Raw genomic sequence first — 16,253 nt, forward strand, 5'->3', positions numbered from 1 at the left:
GGTCGCTATCATGGGTGTCTTTGTAATTCTCTTTGTAATTCCACAGGGTTGTTTATAAGAATTACCACCTCATCAAATTAACGAAAAGCTATCAGTTGAGGGACAGATGCAATCCAAAAAGTACAGTGTCGTTGTCATGGGTGTCTTTGTAATTCTCTTTGTAATTCTCTTTGTAATTCCACTTTGAAAATCCAGTCCGTGTTCGATAACACGTCATCCTTCGCCTTAATTTAGTGCAATTACCGCTAGCCTAGTCGAGCAGGTTAGGTGTTATTGACTGTTTAATCGGCCGTGTTTCGAAGTCTTCCCCGCTGCATCCCCCGCCCTATGGGAACCTGTCCAAATAGTCAACTTCTGGCATCTATGGTGCATATTCGCCACCTCAGTCCGTTGTTAGTGCGTTTTATTTCAGGAGATAACCGTGACCCCTACTCTTCGTTTGGTTTTTACCGCGAGCCTCTTCGGCTTAGGCTGTTTGTTGTTCACCGCGTGCTCCCCTTCAACTCCCACCAATAAAACGGCGAACGAAATACAAGATAAAACCCAAAGTGATATTGAATTCAGCCCTGAAATTAAAACTCGTCAATTTCTCACCCAAGTAGCACTAGGGCGCGAGCCAGCAGATTTGCTCATCAGCAACACCACTCTGTTAAACGTATTCACCCAAGAATGGCTACCCATGCAAGATATTGTTATTGCCAAAGGCCGCATCGCTTGGGTTGGCGATACCGGCACATGGCAAGGCCAAGTAACAGAGCAATATGATGCTAACGGACTATGGGCCGTACCTGGCTTTGGCGAGTCACATAAACACATTGAAAGTTCTTACTTAACCCCTGAATACGAAGCCGCCTTGGTCATTCCTCAAGGGAATACGTGGACAGTAGAAGGCTCCCATGAAGTATCGAATGTCATTGGCACCCGCAATGTCGATTTTTGGCTAGCCGCCGAGCAAGCAGGCAGCCCGTTAAAAATATTCCCGGCCATTGGCTCTGCCACACCACCTACCGTGTATGAGTCAGGCGGTGGCTATTACGGCTACCAAGAAATGAGTGACTTTATGCAACAAGACTTACGCGTGGTTGCTTTAGGTGAAGTCATGGACTGGTCAGCGATTATCAACGCCGATAACGGTGGTCACCAACGTATTTGGGAGATGATCCAAGCCACCTACGATAACCGCGGCGTAGTAGAAGGCCACGGCATGAACCTAACCTCGCAAACTGATATCAGCGCCTTTGCCGCCGCTGGCCTAGCCTCTGACCATGAAGTCAGGCTAGCCGAAGAAGGCATTGAAAAGCTGCGCCGGGGTATATTTTTAGAAGTGAAACACGCCGCATTCGATACCTTGATCCCCAAACTGCTCGAAATGAACCTACAAGATTGGAGCAATGTCTCTGTCACCACAGACGATAGAGATGTGTTCGCCACCTTGCAGCTAGGCTCGATGGATTACAACATTCGCAACGTTATTCAGCGCGGCGTACCCACCGAAATTGCCTACCAACTTGGCAGCTACAACACAGCGCGCCACTTTAATGTTGACCATTTGGTAGGCTCAATCGCCCCCGGTCGCTATGCCGATATCGTGTTACTGAGCAATCCAGAAACCGTTGCCATTGAGCGAGTGTATGCCAATGGCCTATTAGCAGGCATCAAGGATGAATACCAACTGCCTATCGCTGACATTGATTACCCCCAGTGGCTAACCGAAACCATGAATGTAGGCCGCGCCTTAACCCCAGAAGACTTCGCCATTCACGCCCCACAAGGCAAAGAAAGCGTGCAAGCTGCGGTGTTGCAGCCTTTCTGGTTTAAGCCTGATTTCATCACCAAAACCCTGCCCGTTTCGGCGCAAGGTACAATAGATGCAGATACCGCCAATAACCTTATAAAAGTCGCCGTGGTAGACCGCTACCATGGCACCGCCGCAGTATCCAAAATGATTTGGCAAAATGCTGGGCCAAAAACACCTAACTCAGCACTCGCCAGCTCTCAATCTCACGACTTACACAATATATGGAGTGTCGGCAATAACGACGCAGCCATGGCACTGGCCGCCAATACCGTCGCCGAACTTGGCGGAGGTTGGGCACTGGTCAAAGAAGGCAAAGTCGTTGCCACGGTAAAATTAGACATTGCAGGTTTGATGACCTCAAGACCAGTCACCGAAGTCGCAGCAGAAATGGAGCACCTACAACAACAAGCCGACAACATGGAATGGATTGGCATGCCCGGCCTACCCGAACGTATGCGCTTTGCATTCTTAACTGCCGCACCGTGGAAGTGGCAGCTCGTTGCCCCTTACGAAGGTAACCCAAGCGGCTTAGTGAACGTCACGACTGGCGAAACTCACCCCGTTATTTGGTGATGATGCAGCGCCACACACCCAGCAACAGTGCACTGTGCCAGCTAAAAGGGCTAAACGGGAAAGCAGGGCTCATCTGGCAAACAGGGCTCATAACACTTTTATTGTTAGCAGCCTTAGTTGCGCCAATGGCGCAGGCGCATTTACTCAACATGACCCGCGTCACCTTAAGCCAAGTTGACGAACACAACGCATCCCTTGATGTCACAGTCGATCTAACCAAAGAAACCGGCAGCAGTGAAGCCTACTACCAATTATCCCGCAGCACAGCGCCCTTAAACGCACCTAATATTCACGCCTTGGCACAAAAGTTAATCTCCGCGAGTGACATCACCCTCGAAGGCCAACCGCTGAATTGGCAACTCACCCAAATAGACTTGCCTAGCGACATTTCACAAGATGAATTTATGTCTGATCTCAGCTGGCCTATGACCCAGTTTGTATTTACCGCAACCCTACCCAGCGTACCAAAGGGCTCAGCGGCACAGCTACGCGCCAAATTCACCGGCAAGTTTAGTTTTGAAGAGCCCATCGCTATCAGTATCAAACAAACATCAAGCGGCCGAAGCTTAAACCGCTGGCTGGTGCGCGACCAACAAAGCCCAACGTTCGCCTTACACCCAGAGAATCTAAAACCACAACAACGCACCCAGCAAAGTGAAAACGCCAGCGAATGGCTACATTATGTGTGGCAAGGCATTATTCATATTATCCCCCAAGGCTGGGACCACGCCCTATTCGTACTCGGTTTATTTTTGGGGATCACCCAAGTGCGTTATCTGCTGATTTGGATCACCGGCTTTACCATTGCCCACACGGTAACTCTTGGCTTAGCAGCGTTTGGCGCTATCGCGATCCCGGCCAGTATCATCGAGCCTATCATCGCCTTATCAATACTTTGGGTAGCGGTTGAAAACATATTTTGGCGTCCCAGCCCGTGGTGGCGGCTCATTATCGTTATCGTGTTTGGCTTGATACACGGCCTAGGTTTCGCCTCAGCCTTAAGCCAACTCGGGCTCCCCTCACAAGGTTTAGCGTTAGCCCTCGTCAGCTTCAATATTGGTGTTGAGCTCGCCCAACTGGCGATCATACTCGTCGCATTTGTATTAGTCGCAAGATGGCGCAATCACCCCAACTGGCAACGCCTAATAGTCACACCCGGCTCCGCAGCAATCGCGTTGATCGCAGGTATTATTCTATGCCAGCGTGTTTTGGGTTGAGGTTGTTTTTGTATACATTGAAGTATGAAGCTACTCCACTGGTCTTAATTGGCCTGTCTTATCATTCCATCTAGCGTTGAATGTGTTCAGTTCTCGCTTGCGAATTTTCGAGCAAGCGACAAACACCTTCATGTCGCCGCTGTTGTACAAGCACTGAGGTGATTCTTTAAAGTATTGCTGCCACGCCAATTTTTTCTTCCCTTCAAAATTAACGTAATTGGAAACTTGTACATTCATTGCCTTGGGATAGCTTTTTTGGCGATAGTTGTTTGATGTTTTATACATTGAAGTCTGACCGTTATTAGTAAAGTAACTCGAGCTAGCATTACTGCTAGCTGACTTGTCACTCTTATCAACACGCAAACAGGCTAAAAATTCGTTTTTAGCCTCGCGATGTCGTTCCCTTCTTCTCTCCGTCACTTTTTCTTTGAGTTGCTCATTCCAGTAATCGGCTCGCTCTTTCTCGTAATCACATTTTGCATTTACGCTAGCGCTCGCAACAAAAAAAGCGATCAAAATTAGTATTCTCACTCAAATACATCCTGTAAAACAACATTGAGAGCATCGATTATGTCAGAGCATTAGAGTCAGCATCAATGTTCATCACGGTAAATTAAGTATGCAATTGAGACGATTGGTATATCTCTAGAATAGTTTGAATATTAGTAAATTTTAAGCGCAACTTTCCTCTCGTAGTGGAGTAGCAAACCATTTTTTGAATCCACTTAGTAAGTGTGAAAATTATTGAACTCATTGTATTAGCAACAAAAAATGAAATAAGTTAACCTGGAGGAAAGAAATTAAAGTTAAGGACAACGGTTTTTTCATGCCATCTACTATTGAAGTTTCTGCCGGAATAATAGTTAAAAATAACAGAGTTCTTGCCGCACGCAGGAAGCCGGGGCTTCATCTGGCTGGTCTGTGGGAATTCCCGGGGGGAAAAGTCGAGCCAAACGAAACTCCTGAAAGCTGCTTAGTTAGAGAACTCAAAGAAGAATTCGGAATAGATACACGTATTGTTAACTACGTAGGCGATAATTATCATTCTTACGGAAGTAAAACTATTCACCTTATGGCTTATCAAGTAGAGCATGTAAGTGGTCAAATACAACTCAACGATCATGACCAAATTAAGTGGCTTTCAATTGTTGAATTAGATTTTCTCGATTGGGCGGAGGCTGATATCCCACTTGTCCAAGCGTACAAATCAATCGTTAGTCTTACTGAGTATTACGAGCAATTTGCTCAGCCCTATGCCAATGAAACCCAAGATATAGACGTAAGTAATTTATATTCAAATTTCCTCAATTTACTTCCTGCAAACGCGCATATATTGGATTTAGGTTGTGGAGCAGGGCGTGACTCTGCCAACTTCATAGATTTAGGTTTTATCGTAACGGCTGTTGATGGAAGTCCTAGCCTAGCGGAAATTGCAGAAAAACGTATAAACCAACCGGTACAGGTCAAGCTATTTCAAGATCTTGATTTTCATAACCTATTTGATGGAGTATGGGCATGCGCTAGTTTGCTGCACTGCCCCAAAACCCAAATATCAAATGTATTAACTAACGTTCATCGTTCACTTGTGAACCACGGAATTCTATATGCCTCCTTCAAACACGGAGATAGCGAATCTACCGATTCTAAAGGGCGCTTCTTTAATAACTACACAACCTCCAACTTGGTATCTCTAATTGAAAACCACGATGGTTTTGAGGTCATCGAGTGTTGGGAAGAAACAAAACCACTTCGAAGTTCAGTTCAAGTCTGGGTAAATATTTTATGTCGTAAGGTTGAGGCTTGATATGAGCGCATTTCCAGATAGGCATATCACCGTAGGGGGGAATGACCCTTTCCTACCAAGCTTATTGCAAGCGATTAATTATGCTTCCTCTATTAGTATTGCAGCTGCATTTATTCGCCAATCTGGTTTGAACCTAATCTTTTCAGCGTTAGAGGATGCACTCTTGCGTGGTTCGGACGTGCGGGTCTTAACCGGTGACTACATGGGGATTACTGAACCAAGAGCGCTGCGTCAGTTAACATTACTTCAATCCCGTGGCGCTCAAATTAAGGTTTTTGAATCTAAAGCAAAACAAAGCTTTCATATGAAAGCCTACATTTTTTTGGAAAATACTAATACTCCAGATATTGAAGGTTGTGCCTTTGTAGGCTCGAGTAATATATCAAAATCGGCCTTACAAGATGGACTCGAGTGGAACCTCAGTATTGCTCTAAGCGCTGAACCTGCGAAGTTTAAGGCGGTTCAAATGCAATATGAAAATCTATTCGTTGAACCTCGCTGCGTACAATTAAGTCATGATTGGATTGATAAATATGAAGACCGGATCCCGAAAACACTCCCAGTCAAATTGATCGCTGATTCTGAGAATGAAGAATTTGAGGCGACTCCAGAACCAAATTTAATTCAGCTACAAGCTTTAACTGCTCTTCACGAAACAAGAGCAAATGGATACCAACGTGGTTTGGTCGTAATGGCTACTGGAACGGGTAAAACTTGGTTATCAGCATTCGACGCTCAACAGATAAGTGCAAAACGAATTTTGTTTGTTGCACATCGAGAAGAAATATTAGATCAAGCTGAGAAAACATTTAATAAAATGTTCCCAAATCGGAGAATTGGCCGATACTCTGGAACGTCCAAAGAAAAAAACGTCGATCTATTGTTTGCGTCAATTCAAACCCTAGGTAAAAAGCAGCATTTGCAAGTATTTCTCCCAGATGATTTTGATTATATTGTTATCGACGAATTCCATCATGCTTCTGCGAATAGCTACCAGAAATTACTGTCATATTTTACCCCTCACTTTATGCTCGGGTTAACCGCAACTCCTGAGCGAACGGACCAGTCAGATATATACTCACTTTGCGATGATAATCTTGTATTTGAATACGATTTATTTAAAGGAATTGAATCCGAAGTTCTATGTCCATTCGATTATAGAGGCATTAAAGATATTGTTGATTACAAAGAAATCAGCTGGCGCAATGGGAAGTTTGATCCAGAACAACTTGAGAACAAATTAGCTACTACCGGCCGTGCAAAACACAGTTTAAAATATTGGAAAAAACACAAACAGAGTAGAACGCTAGGTTTTTGTATTTCGACTAAGCATGCCGACTTTATGGCCGCCTACTTCATACAAAATGGTGTGAAAGCTGTTTCGGTGCACAGTAACTCTAAAATGCCTAGAAATGTCGCACTCGACCAGCTTAAAGCTGGTGTGATAGATATAATTTTTTCAGTTGATTTATTTAATGAGGGAGTAGACCTCCCTTCAATTGATACCGTAATGATGTTACGCCCTACCGATTCAAAAATTATTTTTTTACAGCAATTAGGAAGGGGATTACGTAAATCTAACGAAACAAATAAAGAACATTTAGTTATTTTAGATTTAATCGGGAACCACATCAGTTTTTTCCGAAAAATTGACTCACTTTTCAAATTAGGGAGCACAAACGATGCTCGAAAAGCATTTATTTCCACTTTGAAGAGTGGCGCATTACAGTTACCAAGAGGCTGCTTTGTTAACATAGAGCTATCCGCGATAGACGTTTTACAGCAATTAATAGATAACAATTTTGACACTCAAATTGATGTATACCTAGGCCTTAAAGAATCCTTAGGCAGAAGGCCATCTTTATCTGAGTTTTACCATGCAGGCGGAGCTGTTGATCGTGTGCGCAATGAGCACGGGAGCTGGTTTGCATTTGTTCAACACCAAGAAGACTTGACGCATACTGAGGGGCTTATTTTCAGTAGCCTTCAACCATTCCTATTGGAAGTAGAAACAACTAGACTAACCAAATCATTTAAGCTTGTTCTACTTGAAGCAATGCTCGAGTTAGAAGGTTTTACGAATCCAACGCCATTGGATTCTTTGGCTGTACGCTCATTCCAGATATTTAAACGTCACCCTCTTTTGCAAGTAGATATCCCAGATGAATTCAGGAATAAAACTGAAATTGATGGGGTTAAGTGGGCGCGTTATTGGAGAAATAACCCAGTAAACGCTTGGATCGGAGGGAATAGTAATTCCACCGTATCCTTTTTCGCAGTTGAAGATAACGAATTCCAAACATTATTTGAAATAGCTGCAAATACGCAGGCTGTGTTTTCAGTAATGATACAAGAACTAGTGAATTATCGTTTCCTACAGTACGAGCAACGCTTGAGTGCTAAGACACAAGCGTCTGAGAGAAGTGCTCCAAATATATTTGAGCTCGACGTATCTTCGCAACAATCGATTCCCTATTTTACTGATTTAAAAATTGCGTGCGGTCACTTTAAAAGTAGCGAGCACGAAATTATTGAAACCGTTGATGTGCCTGAATCATATGGTAAGTTAGATCCCACTAAGCATTTCGTAGCGAATGCGACTGGCGACTCAATGAATGGTGGAAAACACCCGATTAAGCACGGGGATTTACTGTTACTGGAACTCTTTAGTCCCGAACACGCTGGCAGCATAAGTGGAAAAACAGTTGCAATTGAACGTTATGACATGACAGGTGACGATCAGTATTTATTAAGAAACATATCTAAATCAAGCGATCAACAATATCAGCTTATTGCTCAAAACCCAGATTATGAGCCCATGGCTGCAAATGAGGAAATGAAGCCATTAGCGTTCCTTAAATCAGTAATTGACCCTGCCGATATATTTATTCACCGTGAGTTTATGCGCCAAAGTATTCCTCCCATATTTGGTTTAGAATTCAACAAAGGCTTATGGGAAGCAGGCCATATAAGACCTAAAGGGTGTGAGGAACAATTTTTATTGGTCACACTCAATAAACAAGGTAAAGCAGCTGAACACCAATACCATGACTATTTTGTCGATCCATCAACGTTCCATTGGCAAAGTCAAGGCCGTACCCGCAGTGAAAGCACTAAAGGTCTTGCAATCCAAAGGCACTCGAACGTTCATCTTTTTGTTAGAAAAAATAAACTAACAGCAGGGACCGCATCACCATTTTATTATCTTGGTAAATTAGATTATCAAACGCATCAAGGTGAGGCCCCCATGAATGTAACTTGGAAGCTTCATAAGCCTTTACCATCTAAATTGTTTGATTATTTCCAACTAGGTGGGTAAGAAACTGTATAAAGAATACTAATCTCAGGATTTTCAGTACGTTAAAGGAGTAACAATACTGTGTATTTCTTCAATTTCTATTTCTTGATTGGGATGTTTTCTGCTTTAGCATTTGTCGGGTTTTGGTGGCTTTATAAAGACAGGGTGGAACGCCCTGCATCACCGAGCCTCATGCTGCTGCGGGCCGGTACTTATATTCTTATTTGGCCCGTGCTGTACTGGAAGTGGTTTAAAAGTGAAGACAAAACGCGCTTTATCACGCTACCTGAGTTTGTGATGCCTCAGCCAAGACCGGTTGACCCTGACATAGTGAAAAACAGCGCCCGCAATGCCCCACTTGAAGCCCAGAGGGCACATCAAGAATGGCTGACATTTGTAGATGCACTGCCCCAGTGTGGCTCGCATATCATGTACAAGGGCACAGATATTTACGGTGAAAGACTTGATGGGCGCTTTATTTTTGAAACGACTGATTTGTTACCGGTGCTATTCGATGCAATGCACCCTGAACCCTTCGATATAGATGAAGGCCGTGAAATTGATGAAACGGATGTACAGGCGTTAAACGTCAGAAATGAATTAAACGAATGGATAAACACCAACAGAAAAGCAGTCAAGCAAGAGCACTATATTCATCGCTGGCTGCGCACCTACGACCCCACCCTTTTTGTGTGCAACGTGGTGCCCACTTCTTTTGATCGTTTTGAGTATATCGCCAGTGACATGATTGAAGCAGGTAAAGGGCAAGTGCATTGTAAACGCTGTGACACGGTTTATGCGGCAAGTGACATAAAAACCAGCGATGGTGGCCAAGGTGGCTGGATATTGGGCGAGCTACATTGCCCCAAAGATCACTTATTAGCACGGCGCAAAAAGATCCATTTTATGCGCGCTCACTCTAGTGAGTGATGAGCTCAGGCTAGCAACACAGCTGAGTACTTGGCGTAATCGACTGTCACTATGATAAAAACAATACCTGTACCGCTTGCCACATCAGGTTTATGGATAACACAGATAACACAATTTGTACCAAGCGCTGAAACTTCGCGGCAGGTATTTTATGCAGTAATTTTAGGCCCAACCATGTGCCTACAGCACCTGCGGCGATCATAGCAACAACCAAGGGCAACCATTGCCAAAATGCGAAGCCTGCCACACCGTAAACGAGTGCTTTTAGGGTGTGTTGCATGGTCATGCTGGATGAGAACGTGGCCGTAAAACGCATTTTGTCGTAGCCTTTGGTATGCAGATAGCTGCCGACTAATGGCCCGCTTGCGCCCACAAACATGGATAAAAACGTAGTGATAAGCCCGGCCATTGCTTTGCCAAATGGGCTGGACTCTTTAATGCTGGGCTTTTTGCCCCACAATAGAAATAGCACGAACACGCCTACGACTAACTTCATCCAATCGAGCGGTAAATCACTGACCACAAATGACGCCATCAATGCGCCCAAAAGCCCACCTGCAGCAAAATACTTCAGCATATTGATGTCAATAAAACGGTAGGTAAGCAACATGCGATTGGCGTTCGAGCCAAGTTGCACCAGCCCATGAACCGGAATAACCGCCGCCATTGGCATAAAAGACGCCATAGCCACCAGCAGCAATAGCCCGCCACCTGCTCCCATCGCGGCGGTCAAAAACGAAGTAAAGCCGGCCAACACAATGAGCAAGAGGCTTAGCAAGGGGGTAATCATTTCTACGCTAAAAAAATCCAAGGGAGTAACACATGTAAAATAAGAGGAGCAGCATCATACCTTGTTGCTCTGTGCTGGTTCAAACAAGCCGTCGAGATAAGCTTATGAACGCGAAAGAGGTAACGCTTAATCATTTGATGTGTAGCCATCAAAATCGGTCCTATCAGTGTGCCTTGCAAGCGCAGCACTTAGGGCCATGCAATGAGAAATAAAACGACTCTTTGATTTTCATTCATGTTTCGCCTTCATAGTTTCTATAGGGATGCCGATAGAAATAATTGAAATAGCGCATTCACGAGACATTACTAGCGTTATTGTAAGGTAAAAAAGCTGGGCGTAGTGGATATGCCTTTTTGCGAAGAAAACACCAAGTTTATAAGCAATTTTACCTACTTTATTTTAAGCTAAAACGTTGACGCATACCTGCGCTTTAGTAATGTTACGCTTAAGGCGTTTCATTTTACCCATTTATTGAGCTCACTAATCGCTTTATGAAATTGACTAACGCATCCTACTTACTTATTTGCTTACTGCTGTGCTCAGCGGGTATCGCTGCGGCTGAAGAAGATAAGCTTCAGTTCACGGGCTTTGCTCGAGCGGTAATGGGCTATCTAGATGACAAAGATGCTGAGTATGTAGGTTATGACAATAGCATCAGCTTTGATCAGCAATCCTTGGTTGGCCTTCAAGCAGATTACACTTTCACTGAGGCGCTATCATTGACTGGCCAGGTAATTGGCCATACGGGTGAGCAGCGATCATCAGGCATAGAGTGGCTTTACCTGACGTACACCCCCACCAAAGCATTACGCATAAAATTAGGTAAACAACGCATCCCATTTTTTAATTACAGTGACAGCCTTGACGTGGGCTTTGCTTATCCTTGGTTAACCTTACCTCAGCAGTTTTATGACACCGCTTTCTTTTCAACTTTCGAAGGTGTGCTGGCGAACTATGAATACTCTTTTGCTCAATGGGTTATGAATTTTGAAGGGTACTGGGGGCGTTATGATGACAAAATATATTTAGCAAGTGGTGAAATTGATACCCAAGTGACTGGGTTGTACGGCTTTAATACAAGTGCGGCATATAACGGTTGGGCGTTTCGAGCGGCCTACAACGAAGGCAATGCCAACCTCACTCTACCTGGTGCGGCGCAGTTTGTTGAAGTGCTGAATCAATTTGGCTTTACCCAAAGTGCTGAAACCCTCAACCCAGATGGCTTGATACGCTTTTATCAATTAAGTGCCAACTACGAGAACCTAGATTATTTTGTACGCAGTGAAGTAGCGAAAATGGTGGGTGAAAGTGGCCCTGTTCCTGATATCGACAGTTTTTATATTTCTGCTGGCTACAATTTTTATCCTTATACCATTTACATTTCTTACAGTGAACGCGACGTATATTATGACCACCCCGCGAATGAAATTCCGTACGGCATTTCCCCCGATTTAGACGTACTCGCCGCCACATATGAATCTGTGCTTGCGGGCTTTCCTGATGATAAAAGCCAAGGAACAAAAATCGGTCTTCGTTGGGATTTTCGTTACAATGTCGCTTTGAAAGGCGAGATGACTTATGTACATGCTGATAAAGTCAGTAACGACTTTGCATTAAAAGATTTAGGCAACTTTGATGGCAGCGCAATCTTGTATCAGTTTGGTGTGGAGTGGGTATTTTAATGAGAAAATTCCTCGCTCTATTTGTCACATGCTGGCTGGTGTTGACCCCCTCATTGAAGGCCGCTGAAGCGATTATTGTGGTGGCCAATACCTCAGATAAGTCCTTGCAGCTGAATCGTCTACAAGTACGCAACCTTTTTATGGGTGGCGCTTTACCTTATGACTTAGATGCCATCGCTTTGCCGCCGGAAAACCAAACGCGCGTTTTGTTTAATACCAAGGTGGTAGGCCTTACAGAATCACGTATTCAATCCTATTGGGCACAAATGCGCTTTACCGGCCGTAAAAAAGCACCAAGAGAATTTAGCAACGAGCAGTCAATGTTAGAATATCTAATCAATAATGCTGGTGCTGTAGGCTATTTGCCTGAAGGAATATCAGTGCCTAATGAGTTGACTGTTTTGTACACGGTTCGGTAAATTGTCATACGCATATCTAAAAGGAGTAACCCTGATAGATTATTGCGTGCATTATCAATGCAATGCGGGATTGAAAATGATTTAATGGAAGGCGATTTAAAAAACGAACTAAAGCAGTATCTTAGTGTTTTCGTTGGCGTTTTTCGTATTTAAAATACCCAAAGTGCAAAACAGTATAAAAATTTTAATGTAAGAGTAACCACCATATGGATATTGTTGTATTGCGTGCTTTAGTGGTCTGTCTTTCATTCACCCTGAGTACTTCTTTGGCCAACGCAGCCACGCCAAACCCGCTAGAATTTTCTGGTTTTGCCCGAGTGATAATGGGCTACCTTGATGATGAGAATGCTGAGTATGTAGGCTATGACAACAGCCTCAGTATCGACCAGCAATCACTTTTGGGGTTACAAGCAGACTATAGGCTGAGTGAAGAAATAGCATTTACCGGGCAAGTCGTTGGCTATACAGATGATCAGCGCTCCTCAGGATTAGAATGGCTCTACCTCACATACTCCCCCAATAGCGCCTTACAAGTTAAACTTGGCCGACAACGCATACCTTTTTTTAATCACAGCGACAGTCTCGATGTGGGCTTTGCTTATCCTTGGTTAACCCTTCCGCAACAAGTTTACGACACGGCTTTCTTCTCTACTTTCGACGGTGTTTTAGCTAATTATCAATTTACCTTGAATGATTGGCAGATTAACTATGAGGGCTATTGGGGCAGGTTTGATGATGAAATACGTTTAGATAGCCAGGATTTAGACACCCAAGTGATCGGGCTTTTTGGCGTTAACGCCAGTGTGAGCTATAGAAACTTCAACTTACGTGCTTCGTATGGTCAAGGAGACATCGATATAGAGCAGGACGAGGCCACCCAATTCGCTCAATTACTTCGTCAATTCGGATTTACAAACAATGCTGACTGGTTAAACGCAAATGGGTTGCTGCAATTCTATCAACTCAGCGCTAATTACGAAGATCTAGATTATTTTTTACGCAGTGAAGTCACCAAAATGACTGGCGCTGGGGGGCTTTTCGCTGATATCGATAGCTTTTATATCTCTGCGGGTTATAACTTTTACCCCTATACGGTATATATCTCGTATGGGAGAAAAGACTTACACTTCGAGCATCTAGCCAACGAGATCCCGTTTGGCGTATCACCTGAGCTAGATTTACTGGCAGCAACTTATCTTGGTATCTTAGATCTCTTCCCAGACGATGAGTCTAAGGGAACAAAAATAGGAATTCGGTGGGATTGGCAGTATAACGTGGCACTCAAGGCTGAAATGACTTTTGTTGAAGCTAATGACGCCATCAGTAATGACTACGCCGTTAGGGATTTAGGTGGCTTCGACGGTCATGCTGTTCTCTATCAGTTTGGACTAGAGTGGGTATTTTAGTGAAAAAGTATCTTGCTTGCCTTGTCCTATGGTACTTCGTGTTTTCAACGGCTACCCACGCTGCTCAGTCCGTTATGGTAGTAGCAAACACTGGCGACCAATCCATTCAACTTAACCGTCAGCAAGTGCGAAGCTTGTTTATGGGCGGCGTCATACCCTATCAATTAAAAGCGGTGGCGCTACCACCAGAAAATCATACCCGAGTACTATTTAACACTAAGATAATTGGTCTAACTGAATCTCGTATTCAATCCTACTGGGCGCAAATGCGTTTTACGGGACGCAAACGCGCCCCTAGGGAATTTGATAACGAAACCTCGATGCTGCAATTCCTTTTACGCAATGTTGGCGCGACAGGGTACCTACCTGCTGGCATGGATGTTCCGGAACAATTAACGGTAATTTATACTATTCCCTAGCGGTGGTTATTAACTGAGCTTGCAATTGAGTACACCTTTCATATCAAGATGGTACTTTTCCCTTAGTCACTTTATTGAAGTGTCATAAAACCCCGGTCAACTAAAGCTTTATCAAAATTTGCAGTTAATAATGACACAACAATGAATTTGTCATCCTTTTGTATACTAGCTTTTCAAGCAAATTTATTTGATTCTTAACTCGTCTATAGTACTTTGTTTATTAGGTACTTTATTTAACCTTAAATAGTAAAGGTCTTAGTTGAATATGCCCTGGCGATTATGGAATTTTGTATTGGTGTGCGGCTTGGCTTTACTTTGTAACGCCCATCCAATTTACGCGGAGACCTCAGATAAACTGCAATTTTCCGGCTTTGCCAGAGTTGTTTTGGGGTATTTAGATGATAAAGATGCGGAATACCTCAACTACGATAATTCTGTCAGTATTGATAATGAAAGCCTAATCGGGTTGCAAGCCGATTATCAGATGATGGATAGCCTGGCAATAACTGGACAACTGATAGGTCACAGCGGCGAACAAAGAGATTCAGGTATTGAATGGCTATATTTAACTTACGCTCCTACGAATACCCTTAAACTCAAGCTAGGTCGCCAGCGCACTCCCTTTCTAAATTACAGTGATGTCATAGATGTAGGATACGCCTACCCTTGGGCGACATTACCCCAACAAACCTACCCCCGTCACTTTTTTTCCAACTTTGATGGGCTGATGGCAAGCTACGAGATACCTAGCACCTTGTTTGTGATGAACATTGAAGGTTATTGGGGGTATTTCAAAGACAAAGTCGTCGTTTCAGAGCGCGAAATGGAAGCAAAAACGACAGGATTTCATGGATTAATTAGCCATATCAGCTTTAAAAACTGGACCCTAAGGGGGTCTTATCACCAAGGTACGACAAGCGTAACGTTAGATGATGTAACGCAATTTAGCGGCTTACTCAATCAACTGGGCTTCAGTCAGAGCGCTGATAGTTTGGCCACAACTGGGGTAACAGAGGTATTTCAATTCAGCGCTAATTACGAAACAGTAGATTACTTTGTTCGAGGAGAGCTGAATCGGATCAAGGCGGACTTTATTTTTGTGCCCGATACAGATGGGTATTTTCTTTCTACTGGGTACAATTACTTTCCGTTTTCATCTTATATTTCGTACTCGAAGAACACCACTGATTACGAGCAACCCGCCAGTGATATTCCGACTGGCCTTAGTCCAATATTAGATGGACTGTCTTATAACTATTTGAATATATTTGAACAGCTACCTGTTAACAGTTCTGAAGCGTATACCCTAGGCACGCGCTGGGATATTCAGCCAGGTTTAGCATTAAAAGGGGAAGTTAGTTTAATAAAAGGAGCTGACAATGAAAGCGCATTTTTTGATATTAAAAATACCGCGTTTGACCGAGAAGCGTTGTTGTATTTAATTGCGTTGGAGTGGGTATTTTGATTAAAATTCTGCTCATTATTGTTTGTTTTATTAGTTTAAGTGGACGTATTTGTTTTGCCAATAACGCGATTACGGTTGTTGCCAACACACAAGATCGCGGCATACTGTTGAGTCGCCATGAAGTGCGTAATTTATTTATGGGTACACCTCTTGGTTATGATTTTATTGCCATAACGTTGCCACCAGAAAACCAAACTCGTGTCATATTCAACACCAAAGTTATCGGCCTAACGGAGTCGCGTATTCAGTCGTATTGGGCACAGATGCGCTTTACTGGTCGTAAAAAGGTTCCCAGAGAAGTCGCTAGCGAACAATTGGTGCTTGAATACCTTCAGAACAATAAAGGGGCTGTGGGGTACCTGCCCGCTAGCTTGACGCTACCGGACGACTTAACCGTCATTTATACTATTCTCTGACACATTCGGGGCTTCATTAGGATACTAACGGATCCC

The 16,253-nt window shown here is 43.7% G+C and carries 13 protein-coding genes; 11 read left to right on the top strand and 2 right to left on the bottom strand.

The features are described from left to right. The first annotated feature begins 421 nt into the window (after positions 1-421). Together AC0L6N_RS18940 and AC0L6N_RS18945 are read left to right on the top strand one after the other, a co-directional pair. A complete protein-coding gene (locus tag AC0L6N_RS18940) occupies positions 422-2,371 on the top strand; it encodes an adenine deaminase (RefSeq protein ID WP_473476835.1) in 1,950 nt (649 codons plus the stop codon). Then, a complete protein-coding gene (locus AC0L6N_RS18945) occupies positions 2,371-3,588 on the top strand; it encodes a HupE/UreJ family protein (protein ID WP_473476837.1) in 1,218 nt (405 codons plus the stop codon). Before AC0L6N_RS18940 ends, AC0L6N_RS18945 begins: the two co-directional genes overlap by 1 nt. 30 nt (positions 3,589-3,618) lie before the next feature. Here the strand turns inward: AC0L6N_RS18945 and AC0L6N_RS18950 are convergent, their stop codons facing one another. Further along, a complete protein-coding gene (locus AC0L6N_RS18950) occupies positions 3,619-4,119 on the bottom strand; it encodes a hypothetical protein (RefSeq protein WP_473476840.1) in 501 nt (166 codons plus the stop codon). Between the two features lie 295 nt (positions 4,120-4,414). Between AC0L6N_RS18950 and AC0L6N_RS18955 the strand changes: the two genes are divergently transcribed. From AC0L6N_RS18955 to AC0L6N_RS18965, 3 genes are read left to right on the top strand one after another with little or no spacing between them, the layout of a single operon-like run. Next, entirely contained in the window at positions 4,415-5,392 is a 978-nt protein-coding gene (locus AC0L6N_RS18955; RefSeq protein WP_473476842.1) for an NUDIX domain-containing protein, read from the top strand. A 1-nt stretch (position 5,393) separates the two neighbouring features. Next, the gene (locus tag AC0L6N_RS18960) at positions 5,394-8,711 is read left to right on the top strand and encodes a DUF3427 domain-containing protein (protein WP_473476844.1); all 3,318 of its coding nucleotides are present in this window, start codon (positions 5,394-5,396) and stop codon (positions 8,709-8,711) included. A 60-nt stretch (positions 8,712-8,771) separates the two neighbouring features. Then, positions 8,772-9,620 carry a hypothetical protein gene (locus AC0L6N_RS18965; RefSeq protein ID WP_473476846.1) on the top strand — a complete coding sequence of 283 codons (849 nt, stop codon included), beginning with the start codon at positions 8,772-8,774 and terminating at the stop codon, positions 9,618-9,620. A 49-nt stretch (positions 9,621-9,669) separates the two neighbouring features. Here the strand turns inward: AC0L6N_RS18965 and AC0L6N_RS18970 are convergent, their stop codons facing one another. After that, entirely contained in the window at positions 9,670-10,431 is a 762-nt protein-coding gene (locus AC0L6N_RS18970; protein ID WP_041714138.1) for a sulfite exporter TauE/SafE family protein, read from the bottom strand. Between the two features lie 470 nt (positions 10,432-10,901). Here AC0L6N_RS18970 and AC0L6N_RS18975 point away from each other — a divergent pair, with 470 nt between their 5' ends. The 6 genes from AC0L6N_RS18975 (at position 10,902) to AC0L6N_RS19000 (ending at position 16,217) form a co-directional block, all read left to right on the top strand. Beyond that, positions 10,902-12,092 (top strand): hypothetical protein, encoded by a 1,191-nt coding sequence (locus AC0L6N_RS18975; RefSeq protein WP_473476849.1) that lies wholly within the window; start codon positions 10,902-10,904, stop codon positions 12,090-12,092. Beyond that, complete coding sequence (locus AC0L6N_RS18980) at positions 12,092-12,511, top strand: hypothetical protein (RefSeq protein ID WP_011576801.1); 420 nt, start codon at positions 12,092-12,094, stop codon at positions 12,509-12,511. Before AC0L6N_RS18975 ends, AC0L6N_RS18980 begins: the two co-directional genes overlap by 1 nt. A 206-nt stretch (positions 12,512-12,717) precedes the next feature. Beyond that, positions 12,718-13,917 carry a porin gene (locus tag AC0L6N_RS18985; protein WP_473476853.1) on the top strand — a complete coding sequence of 400 codons (1,200 nt, stop codon included), beginning with the start codon at positions 12,718-12,720 and terminating at the stop codon, positions 13,915-13,917. Beyond that, a complete protein-coding gene (locus AC0L6N_RS18990) occupies positions 13,917-14,336 on the top strand; it encodes a hypothetical protein (protein WP_011576803.1) in 420 nt (139 codons plus the stop codon). Before AC0L6N_RS18985 ends, AC0L6N_RS18990 begins: the two co-directional genes overlap by 1 nt. A gap of 265 nt (positions 14,337-14,601) precedes the next feature. Continuing rightward, a complete protein-coding gene (locus AC0L6N_RS18995) occupies positions 14,602-15,801 on the top strand; it encodes a hypothetical protein (protein WP_473476855.1) in 1,200 nt (399 codons plus the stop codon). After that, positions 15,801-16,217: a hypothetical protein gene (locus tag AC0L6N_RS19000; protein WP_473481378.1), complete on the top strand. Its 417-nt coding sequence runs from the start codon at positions 15,801-15,803 to the stop codon at positions 16,215-16,217. Before AC0L6N_RS18995 ends, AC0L6N_RS19000 begins: the two co-directional genes overlap by 1 nt. Positions 16,218-16,253: the final 36 nt, after the last annotated feature.

The sequence above is a fragment of the Paraglaciecola sp. G1-13 genome (assembly GCF_055809255.1).

Coding starts and splice junctions, on each gene's coding strand:
- AC0L6N_RS18945 (WP_473476837.1), top strand. CDS start 2,371: ATGATGCAGCGCCACACACCCAGCAACAGTGCACTGTGCCAGCTAAAA.
- AC0L6N_RS18955 (WP_473476842.1), top strand. CDS start 4,415: ATGCCATCTACTATTGAAGTTTCTGCCGGAATAATAGTTAAAAATAAC.
- AC0L6N_RS18960 (WP_473476844.1), top strand. CDS start 5,394: ATGAGCGCATTTCCAGATAGGCATATCACCGTAGGGGGGAATGACCCT.
- AC0L6N_RS18975 (WP_473476849.1), top strand. CDS start 10,902: ATGAAATTGACTAACGCATCCTACTTACTTATTTGCTTACTGCTGTGC.
- AC0L6N_RS18980 (WP_011576801.1), top strand. CDS start 12,092: ATGAGAAAATTCCTCGCTCTATTTGTCACATGCTGGCTGGTGTTGACC.
- AC0L6N_RS18985 (WP_473476853.1), top strand. CDS start 12,718: ATGGATATTGTTGTATTGCGTGCTTTAGTGGTCTGTCTTTCATTCACC.
- AC0L6N_RS18995 (WP_473476855.1), top strand. CDS start 14,602: ATGCCCTGGCGATTATGGAATTTTGTATTGGTGTGCGGCTTGGCTTTA.